Here is a 22,436-nt window from a genome sequence, read left to right as displayed (position 1 = left end):
GATTTAGCTTTTGACTGGAATATGGATAGTAAATGTGGTTCCCTTTCCACCTACTGTTTTGACCTTCAACTCACCACCATGATTTTTAATTATATCATAACTCAAACTCAAACCTAAACCTGTGCCTTTTCCTGTAGGTTTTGTGGTGAAAAAAGGCTGAAACATTTTGTCCCGTACTTTTTTTGAAATACCATTGCCATTGTCACTTACTTTTATTTCGATGCCTCCATCTTTCTTTAAGGTACTTACCGAAACTGTTGGTTGATAAGCATCTGTTGATTTCAGCTTTTTCTCATTTACCGCATAAAATGCATTGGTAATCAAGTTCAAAATAACTCTACCTATGTCTTGTGGAACGATTTCGATTTTTCCAATAGAATCGTCAAAGTCGGATTCCAAGGTAGAATTGAAGGCTTTGTCTTTGGCACGTAAACCATGAAAGGCGAGACGTAAATATTCATCGACTAAAACATTAATATCTGTCAATTCTTTAACGCCAGAGCTGCTTCGGCTTTGTTGCAACATTCCTTTTACAATGCTATCAGCTCGTTTACCATGGTGCAGGATTTTCTCAAGATTTTCAATGACGTCGTTTGCTATTTCTTTTACTTCCTCATAGTTTTTGTTAACTATTTCTTCTTTTAATTCTTCTAAAAGTTCTTTACTTACTTCACTAAAATTATTCACAAAGTTCAATGGATTCTTTATTTCATGTGCAATCCCAGCTGTAAGTTCACCCAAACTTGCCATTTTTTCAGAATGAATCAATTGCGCTTTAGCCGTTTTTAATTCTTTAAGGGACTTGCTTAATTCTTGATTTTTTTCTTCAATAGCTCTACGCTTTTGCTCCAGTTCTTGAATGGTCTCTTCCAATAAAATAGCAGTGGTACGTTTAACTCTTTCTGTACGTTCCAGCTTAAATTCTGAAATAATCAAGGCTTTGTCTGCCTCTTTTACTGCTTTATTTAAAGCTGTTTTTTCTTCCATAGATAAATTTGTTTCCATTTCAATAAAATCTAATATGGTTTGTAAATTTTGGTTCATACTTTTTCTTTCAATGCTTCAACACAATTGGTGTTATTATGAAATTCGTGTATTCTGTTTTTCAATTTTCCAAATTCTCCATAGCTAAAAAACCCTATTATGGGTTCATCCCAAACTCCTTTAACACGTTCCAATTCTTCAGATATCATAGTGAGTAGCGACTTCAGGGTAGTTTTTACTTGGATATTCCTCAAAATAAAGCTGAAAATATTCTTTTTTCATATCGAGCAAAAGAATGTCGGCCGTGCCCTTTTCGGTTTCTTCATCTCTAAATTCACCATTGGTGTTGGCTCCAAAAATTTTAATGATTTTAGAATCGGGTAATGCGCGTAATGTGTTTATATCTAGGCTTTTTGAGCAGAAAACGATGGCTAGGCTTGGCTTAAATCCATCTGACATACTTTGAACCAAAGCGGTTTCAATTTCTGCTGTTGATTTCCCTTTTATTGATTTTGATCTCATTTTTACAAAACATTTTTAACAAAATGAATCTTTTGCATTTTAACGGGGGCTGTAAAAATGCATCCTGCGTAGGCTATTTGTAATGAGGTATATAAAGCTAATCAATTAATTTTTAAATATTTAGATCTTTTAAACAAAGGGGGTTATTATTTTAACAAGGTTTGGGAATGAGGTAGATGGCTCGGGGTTCTCCCAGAGGATTTGCTCAATTTCAGTGATAGGAGTTTTTAGTGAGCATTCTTTGGCCGATAGGTCGGAAGAATTTAATTATTTAATTCATTGGTAACCCCCAACCCCTAAAGGGGATTAAGATTCCATCTCTAATATTATTTTTTTAAAAATTTCAGTCATCTGATTATTAACCTGTTCATTTGTAAACCGAAGCTCTTTAACCCCGCATTCCTGAAGAAATTTTGTTCGCACATTATCACTCTCAATTTGTTCTTTTTTTAAATGATATCCACCGTCTATTTCAATGGATAGCTTCAATATATGACAATAGAAGTCCAATATATAAATGCCGCATGGGTGTTGTCTTATAAATTTAACTCCTTGAGGTTTTCCTTTTAGATATTCCCATAATATCTTTTCTTCTTGTGTTTCTCTATATCGTAAAATCCTAGCATTATGGAATATCTGTGGTGTTGCTCCGTAATGCATTCCTGAATAGTTTAAATTTTTCATATCAGAAAGATAGTTATAAGAATAGCTGGTAAACTCCCCTTTAGGGGTAGGGGTTATAATAAATTACATAAATACTATTGATTACAAGAATGAACTTGCCGATGGTATAAAGCAAATATTTGCTAACAAGTCAAAATCTATTACCAAATTCCTTATAACTTTTATCCTTAAACATGCTTTCAATCCTACTAATTATATAACGTGTTTTAAAGTGCTTTACATGAGATTTTAAATTTTGAAGACAATGATGTTTTCAGCATCTCTTTAATTTATGATCATAGTCTGCAGTAATTTTATAAGCTTCAGAAAAAGATGGAAGAATTCTATTGAAAGAATATAATATCTTGTTGAGCTCAAAGTAGAACTGTATTGAAAACACCTTCAATTTTAGCTCTTAAAAACCCCAAAATTTCCAATTCCAAATAATCATTTGTAATCTGTTACTTTTTAGTATTTTAGCGTGAAATTTTAAACTTATTCTTTTAGATGAAAAAAATAACAAATGCGTTTATTTTATCTGCCCTTGCAGCAACGGTAGTAACCGGATGTAAAAGCGACGATAAAAAAATGGATGCTAAAGAAGAATCCCACGGGATTAATTTAGCTTTTATGGATACTACAGTGAGTCCTAGAGAAGATTTCTTTAGATATGTAAACGGTACATGGGCAGATTCTACAGAGATCCCAGATGAATACACAACTTGGGGTAGTTTTAATGAACTAAGAAAAAATACCGATGAGGATGCACTTGCTTTACTAGAAAAAGCGTCAAATAACAAGGATTTAGACGCCAAGAGTGACCAAGCAAAAGCGGTGTTTTTATACCAAAGCATCATGGACACTGTTGCTAGAAATAAAAAAGGAGTAACACCTTTAACACCATATCTAGACAAAATAGCAGCGATCCAAAACAAAGAAGACTTACAGGCATTCTTAACCGAAATGCAACAATACGGGGGAGCCGGATTTTTCGGATTCACAGTGCGTGCAGATGCTAAGGATAGTAATTCCAATGCTGCATATATCTATCCTTCTGGATTAGGATTACCAGATAGAGATTATTATATAATGGACGATTCCAACTCTCAGGAAACCCGAGAGAAATACAAGAAGCATATCACCAGAATGTTGCAATATTTAGGAGATTCTGAAGAGGAAGCTTCTAAAAGTGCAGAAACAATTCTGGCTTTCGAAACAAGTTTGGCAACGCCACAAATGGATAAGGTAGATCGTAGAGATGCGAGAAAAACCTACAATCCAATGGCTGTAGCACAATTGCAAAATCAAGTTTCTGCAATCAACTGGAAAAAATATTTCGACGAAATTGGAGCTTCTAAAATAGATACGGTAATTGTATCTCAGCCTAAATACATGGATGCTTTGCAAAAAACATTTATGGCTAACAAGGTTGCGGACTGGAAAACATATTTACGTTGGAATTTATTGAATGATGCTTCTTCTGTTTTAAGCATGGAAATAGAACAAACCAACTGGGATTTTTACAGCAAAACGCTTCAAGGAGCTAAAGAGCAACGTGCACTTAAAGAACGTGCCTTACAAACTGTAAACGGGACTCTAGGAGAGGCTCTAGGAAAGTTATATGTAGAAGAGAACTTTCCGCCAGAAGCTAAGAAAAAGGCTCAGGAAATGATCGCTAACATCATTAAAGCTTACGAAGGAAGAATAGACAATCTTACTTGGATGAGCGACAGCACTAAAACAAAAGCTAAAGAAAAATTAGCATCTACTACCATTAAAGTTGGATATCCAGATGAGTGGAAAGATTATAGCCAATTGGAGATCTCTTCTCCTAAAGATGCTAATGGATCTTATTTCCAAAATATGATGAATGCCTCCAAATGGAATGTAAAAGAAGACATGGCAAAATTAGGAGAGCCAGTAGATAAGACCGAATGGTTTATGGCACCTCAAATTGTAAATGCTTACTACAATCCAAGCTACAACGAGATCGTATTTCCTGCAGCGATTCTACAACCACCTTTCTACGATTACAAAGCAGATGCTGCTGTAAATTATGGTGGAATTGGTGCGGTGATAGGTCATGAGATCTCTCACGGATTCGATGATAGCGGTTCTCGTTTTGATGCTGAAGGAAACTTAAACAACTGGTGGAGCGATAAAGACCTAGAGTCTTTTGAAGGTCTTGGAGGAGCTTTAGCAGAGCAATACAGTGCTATTGAAGTTTTAGACAGTGTTTACATAAACGGTAAGTTCACTTTAGGTGAAAATATTGGAGATCTTGGTGGTGTAAATGCTGCTTACGATGGGTTGCAAATACATTTGAAAGAACATGGAAACCCTGGCGAAATAGATGGGTTCTCACCAGAGCAACGTTTCTTCCTTTCTTGGGCAACCGTATGGCGCACCAAAATGAGAGATGAAGCTTTAAGAAATAGAATTAAAACCGATCCGCATTCTCCTGGAATGTATCGTGCTTATGTGCCATTACAAAATATAGATGCGTTTTACGAAGCTTTCGAAATTACGGAAGGTGATAAAATGTATGTGAAACCAGAGAACAGAGTGAAGATCTGGTAAGATTTTGAGTTAGAATTAGAGAAGGGCCGCAGTGATGTTGGCCCTTTTTCTTTGGCTGCGTCCGCCAAGCCAAAAAGCGTGGCGGTCGGGCTATTCGCTATAGTCCCAATTGCAAAAGCAATTAAGAGCTACCGCTGCTATCCCTCGCAGGATTTCTAATATTATTATAAATGTCTTTTCGAAGGAGCATTTTCGCGACTGAGAAATCTCTGCATTACTTTTTGCATCCAGTTTCATTGAGATCTCTCCCCATGGTCGAGATGACAAACTAGAAATATCTCGCTAAACAAATTGTCATTTCGAAAGAGCATTTTAGCGACTGAGAAATCTCTTCTTTTCTGGAGACAATCTGTGCTATTGAGATCTCTCCCGATGCTCGAGATGACAAATTAGAAAAATCTGCCTCAAACAACTGTCATTTCGAAGGAGCATTTTCGCGACTGAGAAATCTCTTCTTTTCTGGAGACAATCTGTGCTATTGAGATCTCTCCCGATGCTCGAGATGACAAATTAGAAAAATCTGCCTCAAACAACTGTCATTTCGAAGGAGCATTTTCGCGACTGAGAAATCTCTTCTTTATATAAACATCCAATTCCTTTGAGATCTCTCCCTAGGCTCGAGATGACATTCCTAAAAAAAACCATCAAAATGTCATTTCGAAAGAGCAGTTTCGCGACTGAGAAATCTCTTCTTTTCTGGAGACAATCTGTGCTATTGAGATCTCTCCCGATGGTCGAGATGACAAATTAGAAAAATCTGCCTCAAACAACTGTCATTTCGAAGGAGCATTTTCGCTACTGAGAAATCTCTGCTTTAATATAAATATCTTGTTTCATTGAGATCTCTCCCTGCGGTCGAGATGACAAACTGGAAATATCAAGCTCAACAAATTGTCATTTCGAAGGAGCACTTTCGCGATTGAGAAATCTATTCTCTGCAGTAAACATGGAGATCAATCAATTTTTACCTTGTTGTCTTGCGGCTTTAAACTCACTATCATCATACCACTTTGGGAAATAATCTTCATTTGACAATCTTTTCCCAATTGTGTACAAAAGTTGCGCATCGAACTGCATTCCGCTTAAAACAAAAGTATCGGCATCATATTCATCTGAAGGTTGATGATACTTATTCTGTTCATAATCTTCATTTCTCTTTTTTACGAAATCTTTACCGTGCTCAAAATCTTCATAAGCACCGCTGGCATAAAGTGCGGGAATGCCGATTTTCGCAAAGCTGAAATGATCTGATCTGAAGAAATACCCTTTTTCAGGAACAGGATCAGGAATTATATATCTACCCTGTTTATCGGCGGCATCTTTAGCATATTCGTCCATTTCAGATTGACCATAACCGGTAACAGTAAGATCCTTCATCGGACCGGGGCTTGATAACGCGTCTATATTAATATTGGCTACTGTTTTCTCAGGTGGGTAAATTGGATTAGAAGCATAATATTCGGATCCCAACAATCCTTGCTCCTCCGCAGTTACCGCAAGAAAAACAACAGATCTTTCAGGTTTTTTATCTTTTGTAAAAGCTTCGGCAATTGCTAACATAGCTGCAATCCCGGATGCATTATCTACTGCTCCATTGTATATAGAATCACCATCTACGGGTCTTCCAATCCCAAGATGATCCCAATGAGCCGAATAAATTATATATTCATCTTTTCTGTTGGTTCCTGGTAGCAGTGCTACTACATTTTTGGAAACATCTTTTTTAACTTTATTTTGAATACTTACCGATACGTTTAAACCAAGAGATACTGGTTTAAAGTCTTTGTTCATGGCCATTTCTTTATAATTTTTATCGCCCATACCAGCAGCTTTAAAAATCTTTTCCGTTGCTTCTTGGGTAATCCACCCTCTAACATCTATTTTGGGGGCATCACTTAATAAGGATAATTTAGACCCGCTCCAACTGGATTGCACCACATTCCACCCGTATGAAGCTGGTTTGGTATCGTGAATTATTAGAAGTCCCGCAGCACCTTGCCGGGCGGCCTCTTCGTATTTATAAGTCCAACGACCATAATAGGTCATAGTGTTCCCTTTAAACACAGTAGAATCCTGAGATTCAAATCCGGGATCGTTTACTAAGACTACTGCAGTTTTACCTTTCCAGTCAATTCCCTTGTAATCGTTCCAGCCATATTCGGGAGCCACAATCCCATACCCTGCAAATACCAGTTCTGAATTATTTAATTCTACAACACTATCGGTTTTTCGTGTTACCGCAACAAAATCTTCAAAATACTGTAGCTCTATGTTCTTACTATTTCCAGAGATCTTCATTTTTTCTGAAGGGGTGCCGGTAATTGCAACCATAGGAACTTCCTGAAAATAGCTATCGCCATTGCCGGGTTGCAGCCCAAGTTTTGAAAATTGTTCTTTCAAATAAGCGGTTGTTTTTTCTTCACCTTCAGTAAATGGTTTTCTTCCTTGAAAATCGTCTGAAGCCAGTATTTTAATAGAATTCCCAATTGTCATTGAATCTACTTGAATCGTAGAAGTATCCATGTCTTTAGTATTAGAATTACAACCAACGAATAGAAGAAATAATAGTAAAAGAGGTATAATATTTTTCATAAGCATAAATTTTATTAAATGTAAAGTTTTTAAATGTAAGCTCACAATTATTGTAGAAAACGGATATAAAATACTGAATATTAGGTATATTCAGAAGATAAATTTAAAATCATGACAAAATTCTACTTTAGCTTAGTTCTTTTTTAAGTAGTTGTTTCCAGTAAAGCTCAGAAACCGATTCTAGGTTTACTCCTAAAAATGCAAAAAATCAAGGATTCTGAACTAAGTAGATTGTTCTTAATATATTATTTATTAGATTTAAATTTTTGTACCACCGCTTCACTGTTTCACTCCCTAATTTTTTAACTCTTTCACTTCTTCACTACTTCACTCTTTCACTCTTTCACCTTAGCATTACCAAATATTTTGAACAAACTCATATTGAAGTTCCTTTTGCAACACATTGGAAGAAATCACTTTTCCTTTAGACACAGTATCCTCTTTAAAACTCATGCTGGCCAACCCTTTTTCTACGGCGGTGCTACAATAATAATCTTTGCGAGTTGGATGATCTGGATAAACTCCATGAAAGGTTTCTCCCCAAGCTTCCTTTTCTAAAATTGCTGAAATGATGCCTATACAATCTTCCAAATGAATAAGATTCACTGGTGCCTCTGGATCTTTTAAATCAGATTTGCCAGAAAGATAATTTACAGGATGTCTTCCTGGACCTAGCAATCCACCAAATCTAATTATGCTAGTAACATATCTTTCTGAATCCCTTAAAAGCATCTCTGCCCCTTTTAGCTGAATGGCATTTTCAGCAGTACCATTTGCAGAATCTTCTTCTGTGTACACCGGGAAATCATTCCCATCTTCATACACCGAGGTTGCACTCACAAAAAGCACTTTTTTGATATCAGATTTTTGGATATATGATTTAAGTCGGCCTATTTTTCCAACAAAATTCACTTCCGGATCTTTTCGTAATCCCGGCGGGATATCAATAATAAGCACTTCAGAATCCTTTAAAAAAGAAGTCATATCTCCTTGCACTCCTTCTTCAAAAAGCTGAATTTTATAAGGAATAATTCCTTCCGAAGAGAGCAAATTAATCTTATCTCTACTGGTAGTAGAACCCTTAACTATATGACCAGCTTCAATTAATTTCTTTCCAAGTGGCAGTCCCAACCAACCACATCCTAATATTGAAATATTCATGTTTCTTTTTCGATTATAATTTACGCTTCGACAATCTCAGCGTGATGCTATTTATGGTTAATTCAAAGATTACTTTATTTATATTAGCCTGCTAAAATTTAATTGCTTGCTAAGCAGAACTGATTTTAATAACTGCAGCTGAATTACTAATCACACTTCGACAACCTCAGCGTGACAATCTTCGATCTTCTCGATGAATGGTTCGCCTCTAAATATATCCTAATTGTTTTAAAAACTAATTCTGTCAGACTGAGACCTGTGATAAAAAAAATTATCTAGCGGAGGTTTTGACATATGATTGTTCCTAGTAGGTTTATCTTCTTAAGAAATTCTTTTTTGCAAGTGTAGTAGTTCCACGGCGTAAAATTTTCGAAGCCTTGGAGAAAATTTAGCCGTGGAAGTACGGTTCTAATTATGCGGCAGCATAATTGGAAACACCTACAAAAAAGTGTCCTTTTTTTGGTTCGTTTTTTTGGACACGCAAAAAAATGAACAATCTTAAAAATTAAACAGATCTTTACCGACCAGAGGGAGTGTATTCCAGATTCTTGGAATTACGTCAATGGTAGCTTGTCGAAGTCGCCTATTGCTCAAACTTAATTGTCTTTTTAAGGATCACAGCATCGTTCAGCACAAAAGGTTTCGGCATCTTAGTTTTATCTCTCTTTTTTACTTTCAAGTCTGTATTATCCAACAAATCATAACTGCTTTCATATAGAACAATTTCCGGCGGAGTCTTTTCCTTGGTTGTAAAAATAATACGTAATGTATCGGAATTGGCAGCATGATAAGTCAGTAATCTATTACTCCATCTTTTCTTAAATACATGAAACTTTTCTTTGCCAGACTTTATAGCATCTGCTTCCAAACCATTAACGGTGTAATTTTCAAAATTATAAGAACTATTTAAAAATAATTCCATTCTATTCACCTTTCTATTTGGAGCGATCTTTAAAATATAACTACTGGAATTGCTGAGCGAATCTTCGTTATTTATTTCTTTATAAATAACTCCCGGCGAAGAAATATTTACTACCGGCGCTGGTGCTTTGTATTTAAAACCTGAACCATATTTACTTTCAAAATCATTAGCTGTGATTTCAGATTTGCTCGGGTCATCTCCAAAATACTCTTTATTCCAATCGTCTAATTTAAGATCGTAAGAATTCCAACTTGCAGTATTGTTATCTTCATCTAATACATATACCAAACTATCTGGTCTAGGTCGCTCTTCATTAAAATCTGAATTAAAATGAGCAATAATAAGCATCGTGATCGCACCTAAACCTAATAAGGCCGATAATGTCTTTTTAAATTTAAAATACCCAAAAACAGGTAGAAATAAGGAGAATAACAAGACTGCTAATATTCCTGCTACGAATAAGATCTTAAGTCCCAATGCCACGGGAAAACTAGATATAAAAGGGAGAATTAAAACTAAAGCCGGCAGACTTAAAAGCAACATTAAAAATAAATTCGGCCTTTTCTGGCGGATCATAACCCAGAGTTGTACAATGCCAAAGAATCCTGGGATAATAAAATAAGCTGCACCTTTTAAATAGAAAGCCGTAAGCCCACATATTAGCAGCCAGAAGAAAAGCGGAAAAACAAAAACACTTGCCTGATCCTCCTTTTTGTTCATATAATGATACATATAAAAACTTATCGCCAAGCTCAAAAATATTCCAAAAGCTATATAATAATAGCCATTATAGGTAAAGCCATTCAACATTTCTCCATATTCTGGATAGATAATCATGCAGAACTTCCAAACCAGAAACACTAAAACTCCAGAGCCTATTAAGCTTATAAGAAAAGGTATCGCTGCTTTCAAAATTCTTTTTGGCAGCAGTTTTCTTTTATGAATTCCAAACAGAACAACCGCAAAAAATAATAAAAAACCTATAATTAACATTGGTAAAATCCAAGAAAAAGGATAGCTCACCATCTCTCCCATTGGTAAATTGAAATAGATGAGATCTTCTTCAGAATCAAAACTTACTAGATCTGCATCTTTAAAAAACGCAAGTAACGGCATAAGATAACTTCCTTGATGAGCCAGTGTTTCATTATCCAAATTCGCTGGAATATCATTAGCAGAATGATAATCGAAATGATCGTCTATAAATGCAAAATTAAAACCGTTGATATTTCCTTGTTCTCGTAAAACGGTGAGATCTGTATCATTTGGAAGCATTTTATAGATGCTATATGCCAAGGAATTGGTTACCGGAAATTTAGGGTTTGCCTTTATAAAATCTTGAATAAGCTTAGAGTTCCCACTATTTGTTTCCAATAACATAAAAGAATTCCCTCCACTCCCCCGGGCTTCAAAATTAAGTGCAAGTCCCACTTCTTTCGCCCAAGGATGTTCATTTACAAACAACTCGGCACCATTGAGTCCAAGTTCTTCAGCATCTGTAAATAGAATAATAATATCATTTTTAGGTGAGCTACCATCCGCTAGTAAAGCACGAACACCTTCCAAAATAGTTGCTACCCCGCTGCCTGCATCACTGGCTCCAAAAGAAGAATGTCCAGCAGAATCGTAATGAGACATTAATAAAAGGGCTTTTCCATCTTCAGTTCCTTTAATTCTGGCCAAAATATTTTGTGGTCTGGTGAGCATTCCTCTATTAGTTAAGCTATAACCCTCTTGAGTTTGCACTTCCAATTCCAGATCTTGTAAGGTTCTCACAATATAATTTCTTACCAAACTATGTTCAGGGCTTCCAACAAAATGAGGCTTTTTGGAAATTTCCTCCACATGCTTAAAAGCCCGAGTGGTAGAAAATTCTGTGAGTGGCAGTTCTGCTTCAGATATAGTTCTAGGCATACTAGAATAAAAAAGAAACCAGATGATTAAAGGTAAAAGAATGAGTATTAAAAGCGGAGACAGTTTTTTCAGCATAATAGAAAGAAGTATTGGCGGTTTAAATATAAATAAGATAAGCTGAATAAAATAAATATATGTCTCTGGTTTCAAAAGGCGAAGAAATTGACTATATTAAAGTCTTAATAATCTAAAACTTAGGACTATGGGGATTAAAAGTTTTCAAGGAAAAAGGGCGGAACCCGAAAAATTACAGAGTGCACCAATTTTGGTGGAAGACTATATGTGTCATTCATTAATAACCTTCAAAAAAGAAGATCCACTAAGAATGGTAATTGAAACACTTATGAAATTTAAGATCTCCGGGGCTCCTGTGGTTAATGATCAAAACGAGCTTATTGGGGTGATCTCTGATGGCGATTGTATGAAACAAATTTCTGAAAGCAGATACTACAACATGCCAATTGGCGATAAAAGAGTGGAAGAATTTATGGAAACCAATGTACCAACCATAGATAAAAATGTAAATATTTTTGATTGCGCTTCTCTTTTCTATAAACATGATTGTAGAAGATTTCCTATTATTGAAAACGGAAAGTTGATAGGGCAGATTAGCAGAAAAGATATCTTATGTGCCGCAATGAAATTAAGAGCACAAAATTGGCATTGCTAATTTCGTTTTACCAAAGCGTAATAATCGCTCTCTAAAGGCAAATATCCCAGATCGTATACAAAATAATATACGGTCCCAGTCTTGGTGGTGTAAATACTAGTAAAATATTCAAAATTAAAACCTTTAGCTAATAATTTTGATTTAGTGGTTTTGGTTTTATCTGTAGGATTTAATTCCTGTAGGATCCTGTAATTTTTACGAAGCAGGTTATTTACATTTCTAACAAGGTTGGTAGAGTCCTTATTTATCTTATTATTATACGCATTCCTACAATAGTCACTACAGAATTTCTTATCTGTTCTCCCAACTATTTTCTCTCCACATTCTGGACAAGCTTTTTGCATGAAATAAATATAGGGAAAAGTCTTAGAAAGACCTATTAGCGCTAAATAATAAACAAATTCAGACATCAATTCTATTTTCTGAATATACAGAGGGAAAATATTCAACAAGCTCCCCATTATTATTAAGCATTCCTAAATTCAGAAGTTTTAAAAGGTTTCAGATAAATTTTAACTATCTGATATTCAAATACTTTTGTTTTTTTTGTATTTTTGTTGTTCACTTTTTCACTGTCCTCCCTTGTTCCCTCCTCCCCCAAAAAAGGTTTTTTTGTGTTATAATTTCAAAAAGATCCAACTTTAAAATTTAGAAATTATGGGAATCAAAACACCCGCTTTATCGGTACTTACTTTAATATTTTCAATGGTTCTAATAGCTTGGAAGAATCCCGACATAAAAGGGGCCTCAAATAGCGAGTTTGAGAATGCTGTTTTAACGGAGAACACAGCCAAGTCTTTGATCTATCATAGGGTGAATGATTATGATCTATGGAAAAAAGCCTTCGATGAATTTCAACCAGTACGAGAATCAAATGGTGAATTAAGCTATGAGGTCGGACTTTTGGATGACAAGCCCAACACAGTATATGTACTTAGTACCTGGAAATCTAAAGATCACTATAATAAATTCAAGGAAACCACAGTCTTAAAAGATAAAATGAATGAAGCGGGAGTTAGCGAAGCTCCAACCTTTCTTTATTTAAACCAATTAGAAGGAAGCAAATTTTTAGATAATAAGATCACTGGTGTAATTTATCATGAAGTAGAAGATTATGATAAGTGGAAAAGAGTTTTTGATGACTTTGAACGCACTCGAAAAGAGTTTAAGGAAGTGAGTTATGAGGTAGGAACCATTAATGGGAGTTCTAAATGGGTCTATGTAATGAACCAATGGGACTCTTTAGAAGATCATAAAACTTTTGTAGAAGATGCCAAATTAAAGGAGGCTATGAATAGAGCAGGAGTAATTGGAAAACCCGTATTTCTGGTCTTCAATCCAAAAGAAAAAGGATGAAGAATTAGTTTGTGGCTGTCTAAAATAAATATTTCTAAATGAAAGATAAGATAGAGGTTAGTTTATAATTATAGGAGGTATTGATTTCTAAGCATATAACCTTCCTTAATCTCTAAATTTTATCTTTTAAATCATTGAAATCACTATATTTTAGACAGCCTTTTTTTTGTAAAATATCCAATTGAATCAGGCTATTTATTTCGAAAAAATCAAGAACCTTGGGGCAAGCCCACGGAGTATGTCCCGATGGTTCGGGAGGAAAATCCTTTTAAAAGTTCGAGGCAAGCCCGCCTGAATGTTTCGGGCAGGCCTCGGGGAATTAAACCCTCAATGAGGGATTAAAGTATTTAGTCTTCACTTTTTAAACTATCGTAAAAAGTACCGCGAATTTTAGGCCCGTTTATAAATGCTGTTTCAGCCGCTACATCTGTAATATATTCTTTGGTCAAGCTTTCATCTTCAATAATTTCCACACGGCTTTTTCCTTCAAAAATTGCAGCTTTCACGTTGGTCTGGATGCCTTCTAACATTTTCAAATATTTCTCGTAATCTTCATAAGTTGCTAAAGATCCATGCCCCGGAATAATTTTTGTTTCAGCATTTATGAGTATTAAGCCTGTTTTTGCTGCTTCTATATCGCCTGCAACACTGCCTCCACTCTTTAGATCTATATATGGGAACATCCCGTTAAAAAAAGTATCTCCGGTATGTAACACATTGCTTTTTGGAAAATAAATAAGCGCATCCCCATCTGTATGTGCGTTGTGCACATGCACCACTATAATATTGTCCCCATTTAAATGCAGTTGCATTTTATTATCGAAAGTAATTATTGGCAAACCAGATTGATCTATATTTTTCTCATCTTCTTTTAAGCGTTTTCTAACATTCTCATGGGCAACAATTAAAGCTCCTTCTTTTTCAAAATTTATGTTTCCTCCTGTATGATCGCCATGATAATGTGTGTTCACTAAGAACTTTACCGGTTTATCACTAATAGTCTTCACAGCCTCGATAATCTTTGGAGTTAATGGAGCAAATTGATCATCTATCATGAAAACCCCATCATCCCCAATAGAAACTCCAATATTTCCTCCTGCCCCTTTAAGCATATAAATATTCTCATTTACCGGGATCACTTCAATTTTAACATCTTCCATACCCTGAAATGCAAAAACTGAAGAACTAAGTATAAAACTGAAGGCGATTAATAATGTTGACTTTATCATAATTTCTTTTTTTTAATTTACTAAAAACCTCAACTACCTTAAGAAGCTGTTTTCTGAAGTAGTTCCTGAATGCTTTTCAAATATAATTCCGATTCTTCCAGCCAACCAAAATGACCACTCTTTTCCAAAATCACAAAAGTGGAGTTGCTAAATAGTTTATGAGCCTTTTCACCCAATTCTAACGGAATTATATCTTGAGCACCTTGAATTACGAGTACTGGTTTAGTATATTTTGCTAGGATTGGTTTGCAATCGAAGCCTATCTTTCGCATATCTCGAAAAACCAATCCATTGATTTCCATATTCGTCTGTGCTAAACGTTTCGCTACTTTAGGCATATGAGATTTATCATTTAAATATGCAGATGCCAAATAAGTTCCACGTTGCAATTTCGCATTGTAAGTGGTATCTCCTCTGGCTATTTTTAAAGTCCAATAGAATAAGGAATCTCTGTCTTTTTGAGTTAACCTAGCCGTAATATCAAAATTCGAAATTAATTCCATATCCACACCTCCGGAAGATGAAAGAATAAGTCCTTTAGTTCTTTCCGGATAGTGGGAAGTATAATGGGAGGCTAACATTCCCCCGAAAGAGTGTCCTAAAACCACCCATTTATCAACCTTTAAATACATTCGGATTTTCTCAATATCATCGAGCATTCCTTTCATAGTTATTGTGGATGCATCTGCCTTTTCCGACTTGGATTGACCAGTCCCTCTTTGATCATAAATGATAGCAAGGTTTTTCTCACCAAGTTTTTCTGCCAATGAGTGATAACCCTTGCTGCTCATCCCAGGCCCACCGTTTATTATGAGTATTGGTTCTCCCTCTCCATAGGTAGTAAGATGGATGAGATTTTTACCATCCTTAATATAATGTCCTTCTTGTGACAGCAGTTCACTAGAAACAAAAAGTGTAAGAAATACTATTAAAATTCTCATTTTTCTATTTTGGTTTCTGATATTTTCTTTACTTGAATAAGAGTTGCCTGAGATGCAGCACATAATTTCTCTACCCCATCTTTCACGGTAAAAACATCTGCTCTGCAAATTGTAAGTGTTCTTCCCGATTTTAAAACGTTGGCGCGGGCTATCAGTTTTTCACCAATAGCTGGCGAGATCAAATTCAGTTTAAATTCTACTGCAAGAACAGATGCTTCTTCTTCCATTAGCGAAAAAGCGGCATATCCCGCAGCATTATCTGCCAGGGTGCTTATAATGCCTGCATGTAAATATCCGTTTTGCTGAGTGAGGTTTTCATTGAAAGGCAAATGTATCTCACAAAAACCAGGTTCAACTTTCATTAATTTAGCACCTATAAAATCCATGAATTTCTGAAGCTTAAAACTATCTTCAACATTCTGTTTATAATTTTTAGTTTTAGGTTCAAACTGCATTCTTCTAGTTTATATCTCTAATTAATTCTTACTGAAATCAAATTCTTTTGGAGGAGTTGCTCCCATTAAATGAGTGACAAAATAATCCCATCTTTTTCTCATCATATAGTTACTATCCTGCCCATAACCATGTCTTGCATTTGGAAAGATCACCAGATCAAAATCTTTATTTGCCTTTATCAAGGCATCAACTACCAAATAGGTGTTGTAAGGAGGCACATTATCGTCTAAACCACCATGAGCAAGCATCAGCTTCCCTTGAAGATTTTCGGCTAATACAGCATTCGCTTGATCATCGTAATTAGAATTACCTTCTTCATCTACCTTCATAAGTCCTATATAACGTTCTCCCCAATCATCTTCATAATTTCGGCTATCATGATTTCCAGATTCAGAAATACCAACTTTATAGAATTCAGGATAGTTGAACATTGCAGATGCTGTAGCAAAACCACCCCCGGAATGTCCCCAAATTCCTACTCGGTCCAGATCCAGATATCCATATTTTTCAGCCAATTGCTTGATCCCTGAAATTTGGTCTTTCAAGGTGTTATCTGCCATATTTCCATAACAGGCATCATGAAAAGATTTAGACCTATCTGGGTTACAAGTTCCATCTATAACTACTACAATAAAACCAAGTTCTGCCAAAGCTTGATGATCTCTTCTTACTGGCGCAAAAGATCTGCTTCCTACTCCACCGGCTTGCGGACCTGGATAAATATAATTTACAACTGGATATTTTTTTGAAGTATCCAAATCTGTTGGAACAAACATAAGTCCGTAAAGTTCCCATTTGTCATTGCTAGATCTTACTTTTATTGGTGTTGGAGGTTCCCAACCAATTGCTTCCAATCTTGACAGATCTGAACTTTCTAATTCGGTGATCAATTTTCCATTAAGATCTCTTAATACTGAAACCGGCGCAACATTAGGTTGGGAATAAGTATCTACAAAATAGTTGCTATCAGGAGCAATTGAAACATTATGATTTCCATTTTCTGGAGTTAATAATTTCAGGTTCTTTCCACTGAAATCTACACTATAAAAATGTGTGAAATAAGGATCTCTTCCTTTCTCTTTCCCATTTGCAAGAAAGTATAATTTCCTGTTCTTCTCATCCATTTTTAAAAGCTGAGTAACAACAAAATCTCCTTTGGTGATCTGATTCTTTAGCTTTCCAGTTTCAAGATCATAGAGATATAAATGTCCCCAATCATCCCTTTCAGAATACCAGATCACTTCATTTGTTTTAGGTAAATAACGCCAGTTAATGGCACCTTGACCAGATTCATACTGAGTTTCAACTTCTTCAGCAAAAATAGATCGCACCTCTCCGGTATTGGCATCGGCAATGCGCAAACCCGCAATCTTATGATCTCGGGAAGTAGATACAAAAACTAATTTACTAGAATCCTCATTCCACTGGTTATCGTCAAAACCGCCAGAGCAGGAAATATCGTCGCATAAAGTTCCCCTTCTTGGGTCTGGTGGCAATTGCAAGCGTATCACTTTAGGAGCATCTACTTCTATAATAATTCGATGAATAAGGATTATGTCTTCATCTTGTGGTAAAGGATATTTCCAGCTTTGCAATTTAGGTGCACCAATATTGGTAGACACCAGATACATATCGCTCACATGACGTTGATCTTGTTGATAGGTAGTGATCTTTTTAGAATCTGGAGACCAAAGTAAGATTGGACGATCACTTTTTCTCCAACCCGCATTATCTGTAGCATATCCAAAATTTTCAATTCCGTCTGTGGTAAGTTGAGTTTCTTTTTCAGTTTCCAAATTCACCACCCATAAATTCCAATCTTTTATAAAAGCAGCCTTTTTGCCATCTGGAGAAATAACTGCATTTCGCGGTACATTCTTCATCTCCTTTTCTCCATTTTCCTTAGAAGTTGAAACTAAAGAATCTAAAGTATTTGCTGATTTTCGCTTTCCCGTTTTAGAATCTACAAGAACATATTTCCTTTCAGAATTTACTGTAGTTGTATACCAGAATTTTCCATTTTCCAGCCAATTGGGCCTTACATTAGCCAGATCTGCTAAAGGATAAACATTAGAAGGTAAAAATTTTGCTGCTTGCTGATAATTTTCTGCGGTGAGTACTTTTTCCTTAGTATCCTGAGCATTCATACTAAAGCAAAGCAGTGTAATTAGAAGAAAATTGAAGGATGATTTAATATTCATATAATTTATTCTTGAAGGGTTCTACGTAAATTAAGTTTATTAATGGTTTAAGATACTTATAATTACTGATTAGCTATTTTAAGTTGATATTTATCTAACAGACCAGTAACTGCAGGGATCGAAAAGGAGGCTCCTTTCAACTTATTGTTTTCAGGATCTATAGAATAATTAATCGCGGTGCTAAAATCTGACTTTTCCAGATTACTCCGTTCAAAAATAGCTCCGGAGAGATCGCAATTATCTAGAGTAACTTTAGTCAGATCTGCTTCGGTGAGATCTATATCCTTCATCTTGCAATTTAAAAAGCTGGAGTTTATCAGTTTCACCTGATAAAAAGAAGAATGGTCTAATTGGCAATTAGTAAAATCTAATGCTAATCCGAAGCCATTACAAAGATCGAATCTAATCCCTAACATTTTACAATCTTCAAATTTCACTTCCTGAAATGAAGCACCAAAAATATTTACGGAACTTAAATTACAGCCAACAAATTCACATTCCATGAATTTGATCTTTGACAATTCTGAATTCGAGAAATCACACCCATTAAATGTGCACAATTCATACTCTCCTTTTGGAAGCGCTGTTTCTGTATAATCTACTTTATTGAACTCTTGTTCTTCGATGATTGGGTGCTGCATTTCAAATTTATTAATTATTCTCCACTATAAAACTAGGGATTCCATTTTTTAAAATATTGATCTTATTCAACTGTTATTTCTACAATAAATTACAGCTTATTATCCGACAACAAACGCTTACAAACGAAAGTAAACGAAAACAAATCTTTCACAACCGAATACCGCTGAAGTGCTCATATACATTTGTCCTGTTGAAATGAACTAATGATTTTCAACTGCAATAAATTCTATAGTTATGAGCACTTTAAGAAACAAAGTTCAATTGATCGGGAACGTAGGTAACGACCCTGAAATTCTTCACATGGAGTCAGGAAAGATTCTGGCAAAATTTTCAATCGCCACCAATGAATCCTATAAAAACGCCAAAGGTGAAAAGATCACAGATACCCAATGGCACAATATCGTGGCTTGGGGAAAAACTGCCGAAATAGTAGAAAATTATGTTCCTAAAGGAAAAGAAGTGGGAATAGAAGGAAAATTGACTTCCCGCAGCTATGAAGATAAAGAAGGAGTGAAAAGATATATAACAGAGATCGTTTGTAGTGAATTGCTTCTTTTAGGAAAATAGTTCCAGAGTAAAAAAAATTACAAGTTTATATAATAGAAAGCGCCAAGAGAATTTAATTTCTTGGCGCTTTTCTTTTTAGGTTATTTCAGTAATAGCAATTACAGTTTATTATCTATGATCTCTTGTACCACTTCCGGATTTAACAAAGTACTTGTATCTCCCAAACTATCAGTTTCATTACAGGCAATTTTTCTTAAAATCCTTCTCATTATTTTTCCGGATCTTGTTTTTGGCAAACCTTCAGTAAACTGAATTTTATCCAATTTTGCGATCGGTCCAATATGTTCGGTAATGATCTGATTGATCTCTTTTCGCAAATTATCATGCATTCTAGACTCCCCTGTTTCCTTCAGAATCACATAACCATAAAGAGCATTTCCCTTCACATCATGCGGAAATCCTACAATAGCAGATTCGGCAACAGCTGGATGCTCATTTATGGCATCTTCAATAGGAGCTGTTCCTAAATTATGCCCGGAAACAATGATCACATCATCAACTCTTCCCGTAATTCTATAATAACCCACTGTATCTCTTAATGCTCCGTCTCCGGTAAAATATTTGTTTTCGAAAGCAGTGAAATAGGTGTCTTTATATCTTTTGTGGTCTCCCCAAATAGTTCTTGCCATTCCCGGCCACGGAAACTTGATACACAACCTCCCATCTACCTGATTCCCTTTAAGTTCTTTTCCTTGCTCATCCATTAATGCTGGTTGAATTCCGGGTAAAGGCAAAGTTGCATAGGTGGGAATGGTTGGAGTGCAATATGGAATTGGAGAGATCATGATCCCTCCTGTTTCAGTTTGCCACCAGGTATCTACAATTGGGCTTTTCTTTTTACCAACATTGTCATTATACCAATGCCACGCCTCTTCATTAATTGGTTCTCCAACAGTCCCAAGAACTTTAAGAGATGAAAGATCATGATTTTCCACATAATCCAACTTTTCCTTAGCCAAAGCACGAATTGCAGTTGGTGCGGTATAGAACTGATTTACTTTATGTTTTTCTATGATCTCCCAGAATCTGGAAAAATCGGGAAAATTAGGAACTCCTTCAAACATCAATGTGGTGGCTCCATTTGCTAAGGGTCCATAAACTATATAACTATGACCCGTGATCCAGCCGATGTCTGCTGTACACCAATATACGTCACCAACTTTATATTGAAATACATTTTTAAAGGTGTAGGCGCTATATACCATATATCCTGCCGTAGTATGCATCATTCCCTTTGGTTTTCCTGTAGAACCAGAGGTGTATAATATGAAAAGCGGATCTTCAGCATTCATTATTTCAATTGGGCAGTCCATACTTGCTTTATCCAAAAGCGGCTGCACCCAATGATCTCTTCCCTCTTTCATGTTGATAGGAACTTCAGTTCGCTTTACAACCAAGACCGACTTTATTGTTGGTGTGCTTTCCAAGGCTTCATCTACAATTCCTTTTAGATCTATTTTCTTAGTTCCACGGAAAGAACCATCTGAAGTAATTACCATATTACATTCACAATCATTAATTCTGCTGGCTATGGCAGTAGATGAAAATCCTGCAAATACCACCGAATGAATGGCTCCAATTCGGGCACATGCCAAAATAGAAACTGCCAATTCCGGGATCATGGGTAAATAGATACAAACACGATCTCCTTTTTTGATTCCCTGGTCTTTTAAAACATTTGAAAAAGCACAGACTTTTTCGTGCAACTGCTGGTAAGATATGTGTTGCGCCTTTTCCTTTGGGTCATTTGGCTCAAAAATGATCGCAGTCTTATCTGCCTGTGTCGCCAAATGCCTATCTATACAATTCTCCGTGATGTTTAACTGTGCTCCTTCAAACCATTTCACTTCGGGTTTAGAGAAATCCCAATCCAGCACTTTATCCCATGGCTTTCTCCATACAAAATGTTCTTCGGCTATCTCTGCCCAAAAATTTTCCGGATCTCGTACAGACTTTCTATATACTTGGTAATATTCTTCTAAGTTCTTAATTTGGTAGCTGCTCATACTAAATTCAAAATTTTAATCTGCTTCTAAGATATAGAATTTAAAAGAGTATCAACAAAAGGAACTGCAATTATGAGAGGATAGGTTTATTTTTTTGGAGAAGATTGTTATTTTTTAATGAGAATTTTAAAAATAGATCTTCTGTGCTATTCGAAATGTGTTGGCATGCGCCTCCAATATAGTTTTGATATCTGGAGAATAGCCACCGCCCATACTTACTTGAACCGGGATCTTGAGATTGTGGCAAGTTTGCAAAACAAATCGATCTCGCTCCATACAACCATTTATAGTACAACCCAGTTTCCCTAATTTGTCTGTCGAAAGTATATCCACTCCGCTTAAAAAGAAGATGAATTCTGGTTTCTCTTTTTCTATAAGTTCTGGTAAGGTTTGTTTTAAAATTTCTAGATATTCTTTATCCTCGGTTTGGTCTGACAATTCGATATCCAGATCGGAGGTTTCTTTTCTGAATGGGTAATTGTTCTTTCCATGCATGGAAAAAGTAAAAACTGAAGCATCATGTTGAAAGATCTCAGCTGTACCATTTCCTTGATGCACATCCAGATCTACAATCAAGATTTTTTTTAAACCTTTTTTATTCTGAAGATATCTCGCAGCAATAGCTTGATCATTCAACAAACAAAAAGCTTCTCCGTGGTTAGTGTATGCATGATGTGTGCCTCCCGCAATATTCATAGCAATTCCATGTTCCAAAGCATATTCACAGCCTTTCATAGTTCCGTCTGCAATAATGAGTTCTCGTTGGACAAGCTCCTTGGAAAGAGGAAAACCTATTTTTCTTGCAGCTCGTTTTTCAATAGAAATATTTACAAGATTTTCTACATAATCTTGATCATGCACTGCCAGTATCCTTGTCATTTCAGGAAGCTCCGGTTCAAAGAAGTTCTCTTTTGTACAAGTTCCTTCATGTAATAATTGCTTTGGCAACAGGTCATATTTTTCCATAGGAAACCGATGGCCGCTTGGCAAGGGGTGTTTATAAATGGGATGATTTGCTATTTTGAGCAAT

The 22,436-nt window shown here is 35.8% G+C and carries 19 protein-coding genes; 4 read left to right on the top strand and 15 right to left on the bottom strand.

The window, feature by feature from the left end:
- Positions 1 to 3 precede the first annotated feature (3 nt).
- The 4 genes from ES724_RS02050 to ES724_RS02040 form a co-directional block, all read right to left on the bottom strand.
- The gene (locus ES724_RS02050) at positions 4 to 987 is read right to left on the bottom strand and encodes a sensor histidine kinase (RefSeq protein ID WP_246136796.1); all 984 of its coding nucleotides are present in this window, start codon (positions 985 to 987) and stop codon (positions 4 to 6) included.
- Between the two features lie 53 nt (positions 988 to 1,040).
- Entirely contained in the window at positions 1,041 to 1,193 is a 153-nt protein-coding gene (locus tag ES724_RS16445; protein WP_170249832.1) for a hypothetical protein, read from the bottom strand.
- Positions 1,183 to 1,506: a beta/alpha barrel domain-containing protein gene (locus ES724_RS02045; RefSeq protein ID WP_146928852.1), complete on the bottom strand. Its 324-nt coding sequence runs from the start codon at positions 1,504 to 1,506 to the stop codon at positions 1,183 to 1,185. The genes ES724_RS16445 and ES724_RS02045 overlap by 11 nt, the downstream gene beginning before the upstream one ends.
- A 306-nt stretch (positions 1,507 to 1,812) precedes the next feature.
- Positions 1,813 to 2,190 (bottom strand): endonuclease domain-containing protein, encoded by a 378-nt coding sequence (locus tag ES724_RS02040; protein WP_146928849.1) that lies wholly within the window; start codon positions 2,188 to 2,190, stop codon positions 1,813 to 1,815.
- Positions 2,191 to 2,676: 486 nt separating this feature from the next.
- On the opposite strand from ES724_RS02040, the gene ES724_RS02035 reads away from it, so the two are divergent.
- On the top strand, positions 2,677 to 4,749 hold the full coding sequence (locus ES724_RS02035; RefSeq protein ID WP_146928846.1) for a M13 family metallopeptidase: 2,073 nt from the start codon (positions 2,677 to 2,679) through the stop codon (positions 4,747 to 4,749).
- A 957-nt stretch (positions 4,750 to 5,706) separates the two neighbouring features.
- On the opposite strand, the gene ES724_RS02030 is transcribed toward ES724_RS02035, so the two are convergent.
- The 3 genes from ES724_RS02030 to ES724_RS02020 form a co-directional block, all read right to left on the bottom strand.
- On the bottom strand, positions 5,707 to 7,341 hold the full coding sequence (locus ES724_RS02030; protein ID WP_146928843.1) for a M28 family metallopeptidase: 1,635 nt from the start codon (positions 7,339 to 7,341) through the stop codon (positions 5,707 to 5,709).
- A 354-nt stretch (positions 7,342 to 7,695) separates the two neighbouring features.
- Positions 7,696 to 8,502, bottom strand: coding sequence for a Rossmann-fold NAD(P)-binding domain-containing protein (locus tag ES724_RS02025; protein WP_146928840.1), 807 nt, complete (start codon positions 8,500 to 8,502; stop codon positions 7,696 to 7,698).
- 583 nt (positions 8,503 to 9,085) lie between these two features.
- Entirely contained in the window at positions 9,086 to 11,338 is a 2,253-nt protein-coding gene (locus ES724_RS02020) for a M28 family peptidase (RefSeq protein ID WP_246136795.1), read from the bottom strand.
- 202 nt (positions 11,339 to 11,540) lie between these two features.
- Between ES724_RS02020 and ES724_RS02015 the strand changes: the two genes are divergently transcribed.
- Positions 11,541 to 12,008: a CBS domain-containing protein gene (locus ES724_RS02015; RefSeq protein WP_026837240.1), complete on the top strand. Its 468-nt coding sequence runs from the start codon at positions 11,541 to 11,543 to the stop codon at positions 12,006 to 12,008.
- Here the strand turns inward: ES724_RS02015 and ES724_RS02010 are convergent.
- Positions 12,005 to 12,352 carry a hypothetical protein gene (locus tag ES724_RS02010; protein WP_146928991.1) on the bottom strand — a complete coding sequence of 116 codons (348 nt, stop codon included), beginning with the start codon at positions 12,350 to 12,352 and terminating at the stop codon, positions 12,005 to 12,007. The genes ES724_RS02015 and ES724_RS02010 overlap by 4 nt on opposite strands.
- 313 nt (positions 12,353 to 12,665) lie before the next feature.
- Here ES724_RS02010 and ES724_RS02005 point away from each other — a divergent pair, with 313 nt between their 5' ends.
- Complete coding sequence (locus ES724_RS02005) at positions 12,666 to 13,364, top strand: antibiotic biosynthesis monooxygenase (RefSeq protein ID WP_146928834.1); 699 nt, start codon at positions 12,666 to 12,668, stop codon at positions 13,362 to 13,364.
- 347 nt (positions 13,365 to 13,711) lie between these two features.
- On the opposite strand, the gene ES724_RS02000 is transcribed toward ES724_RS02005, so the two are convergent.
- From ES724_RS02000 to ES724_RS01980, 5 genes are all read right to left on the bottom strand, one after another.
- Positions 13,712 to 14,593 carry an MBL fold metallo-hydrolase gene (locus tag ES724_RS02000; protein ID WP_146928831.1) on the bottom strand — a complete coding sequence of 294 codons (882 nt, stop codon included), beginning with the start codon at positions 14,591 to 14,593 and terminating at the stop codon, positions 13,712 to 13,714.
- A gap of 38 nt (positions 14,594 to 14,631) precedes the next feature.
- Complete coding sequence (locus ES724_RS01995) at positions 14,632 to 15,534, bottom strand: alpha/beta fold hydrolase (protein ID WP_170249831.1); 903 nt, start codon at positions 15,532 to 15,534, stop codon at positions 14,632 to 14,634.
- Positions 15,531 to 15,989 (bottom strand): PaaI family thioesterase, encoded by a 459-nt coding sequence (locus tag ES724_RS01990; protein ID WP_146928825.1) that lies wholly within the window; start codon positions 15,987 to 15,989, stop codon positions 15,531 to 15,533. The genes ES724_RS01995 and ES724_RS01990 overlap by 4 nt, the downstream gene beginning before the upstream one ends.
- A 21-nt stretch (positions 15,990 to 16,010) precedes the next feature.
- On the bottom strand, positions 16,011 to 18,191 hold the full coding sequence (locus ES724_RS01985) for a S9 family peptidase (RefSeq protein ID WP_146928822.1): 2,181 nt from the start codon (positions 18,189 to 18,191) through the stop codon (positions 16,011 to 16,013).
- A 62-nt stretch (positions 18,192 to 18,253) separates the two neighbouring features.
- Positions 18,254 to 18,832, bottom strand: coding sequence for a pentapeptide repeat-containing protein (locus tag ES724_RS01980; RefSeq protein WP_146928819.1), 579 nt, complete (start codon positions 18,830 to 18,832; stop codon positions 18,254 to 18,256).
- A 235-nt stretch (positions 18,833 to 19,067) separates the two neighbouring features.
- Between ES724_RS01980 and ES724_RS01975 the strand changes: the two genes are divergently transcribed.
- Entirely contained in the window at positions 19,068 to 19,400 is a 333-nt protein-coding gene (locus ES724_RS01975; RefSeq protein ID WP_026837234.1) for a single-stranded DNA-binding protein, read from the top strand.
- 98 nt (positions 19,401 to 19,498) lie between these two features.
- On the opposite strand, the gene acs is transcribed toward ES724_RS01975, so the two are convergent.
- Both acs and ES724_RS01965 read right to left on the bottom strand, forming a co-directional pair.
- On the bottom strand, positions 19,499 to 21,406 hold the full coding sequence (acs, locus tag ES724_RS01970; RefSeq protein ID WP_146928816.1) for an acetate--CoA ligase: 1,908 nt from the start codon (positions 21,404 to 21,406) through the stop codon (positions 19,499 to 19,501).
- 126 nt (positions 21,407 to 21,532) lie between these two features.
- Complete coding sequence (locus tag ES724_RS01965) at positions 21,533 to 22,435, bottom strand: histone deacetylase family protein (protein ID WP_146928814.1); 903 nt, start codon at positions 22,433 to 22,435, stop codon at positions 21,533 to 21,535.
- Between the last annotated feature and the right edge of the window lies 1 nt (position 22,436).

It is taken from the genome of Gillisia hiemivivida, assembly GCF_007997295.1.
Taxonomy (GTDB): domain Bacteria; phylum Bacteroidota; class Bacteroidia; order Flavobacteriales; family Flavobacteriaceae; genus Gillisia; species Gillisia hiemivivida.
Note: the sequence above shows the minus strand (reverse complement) of the source record. Positions and strands in the feature narration are given on the sequence as shown.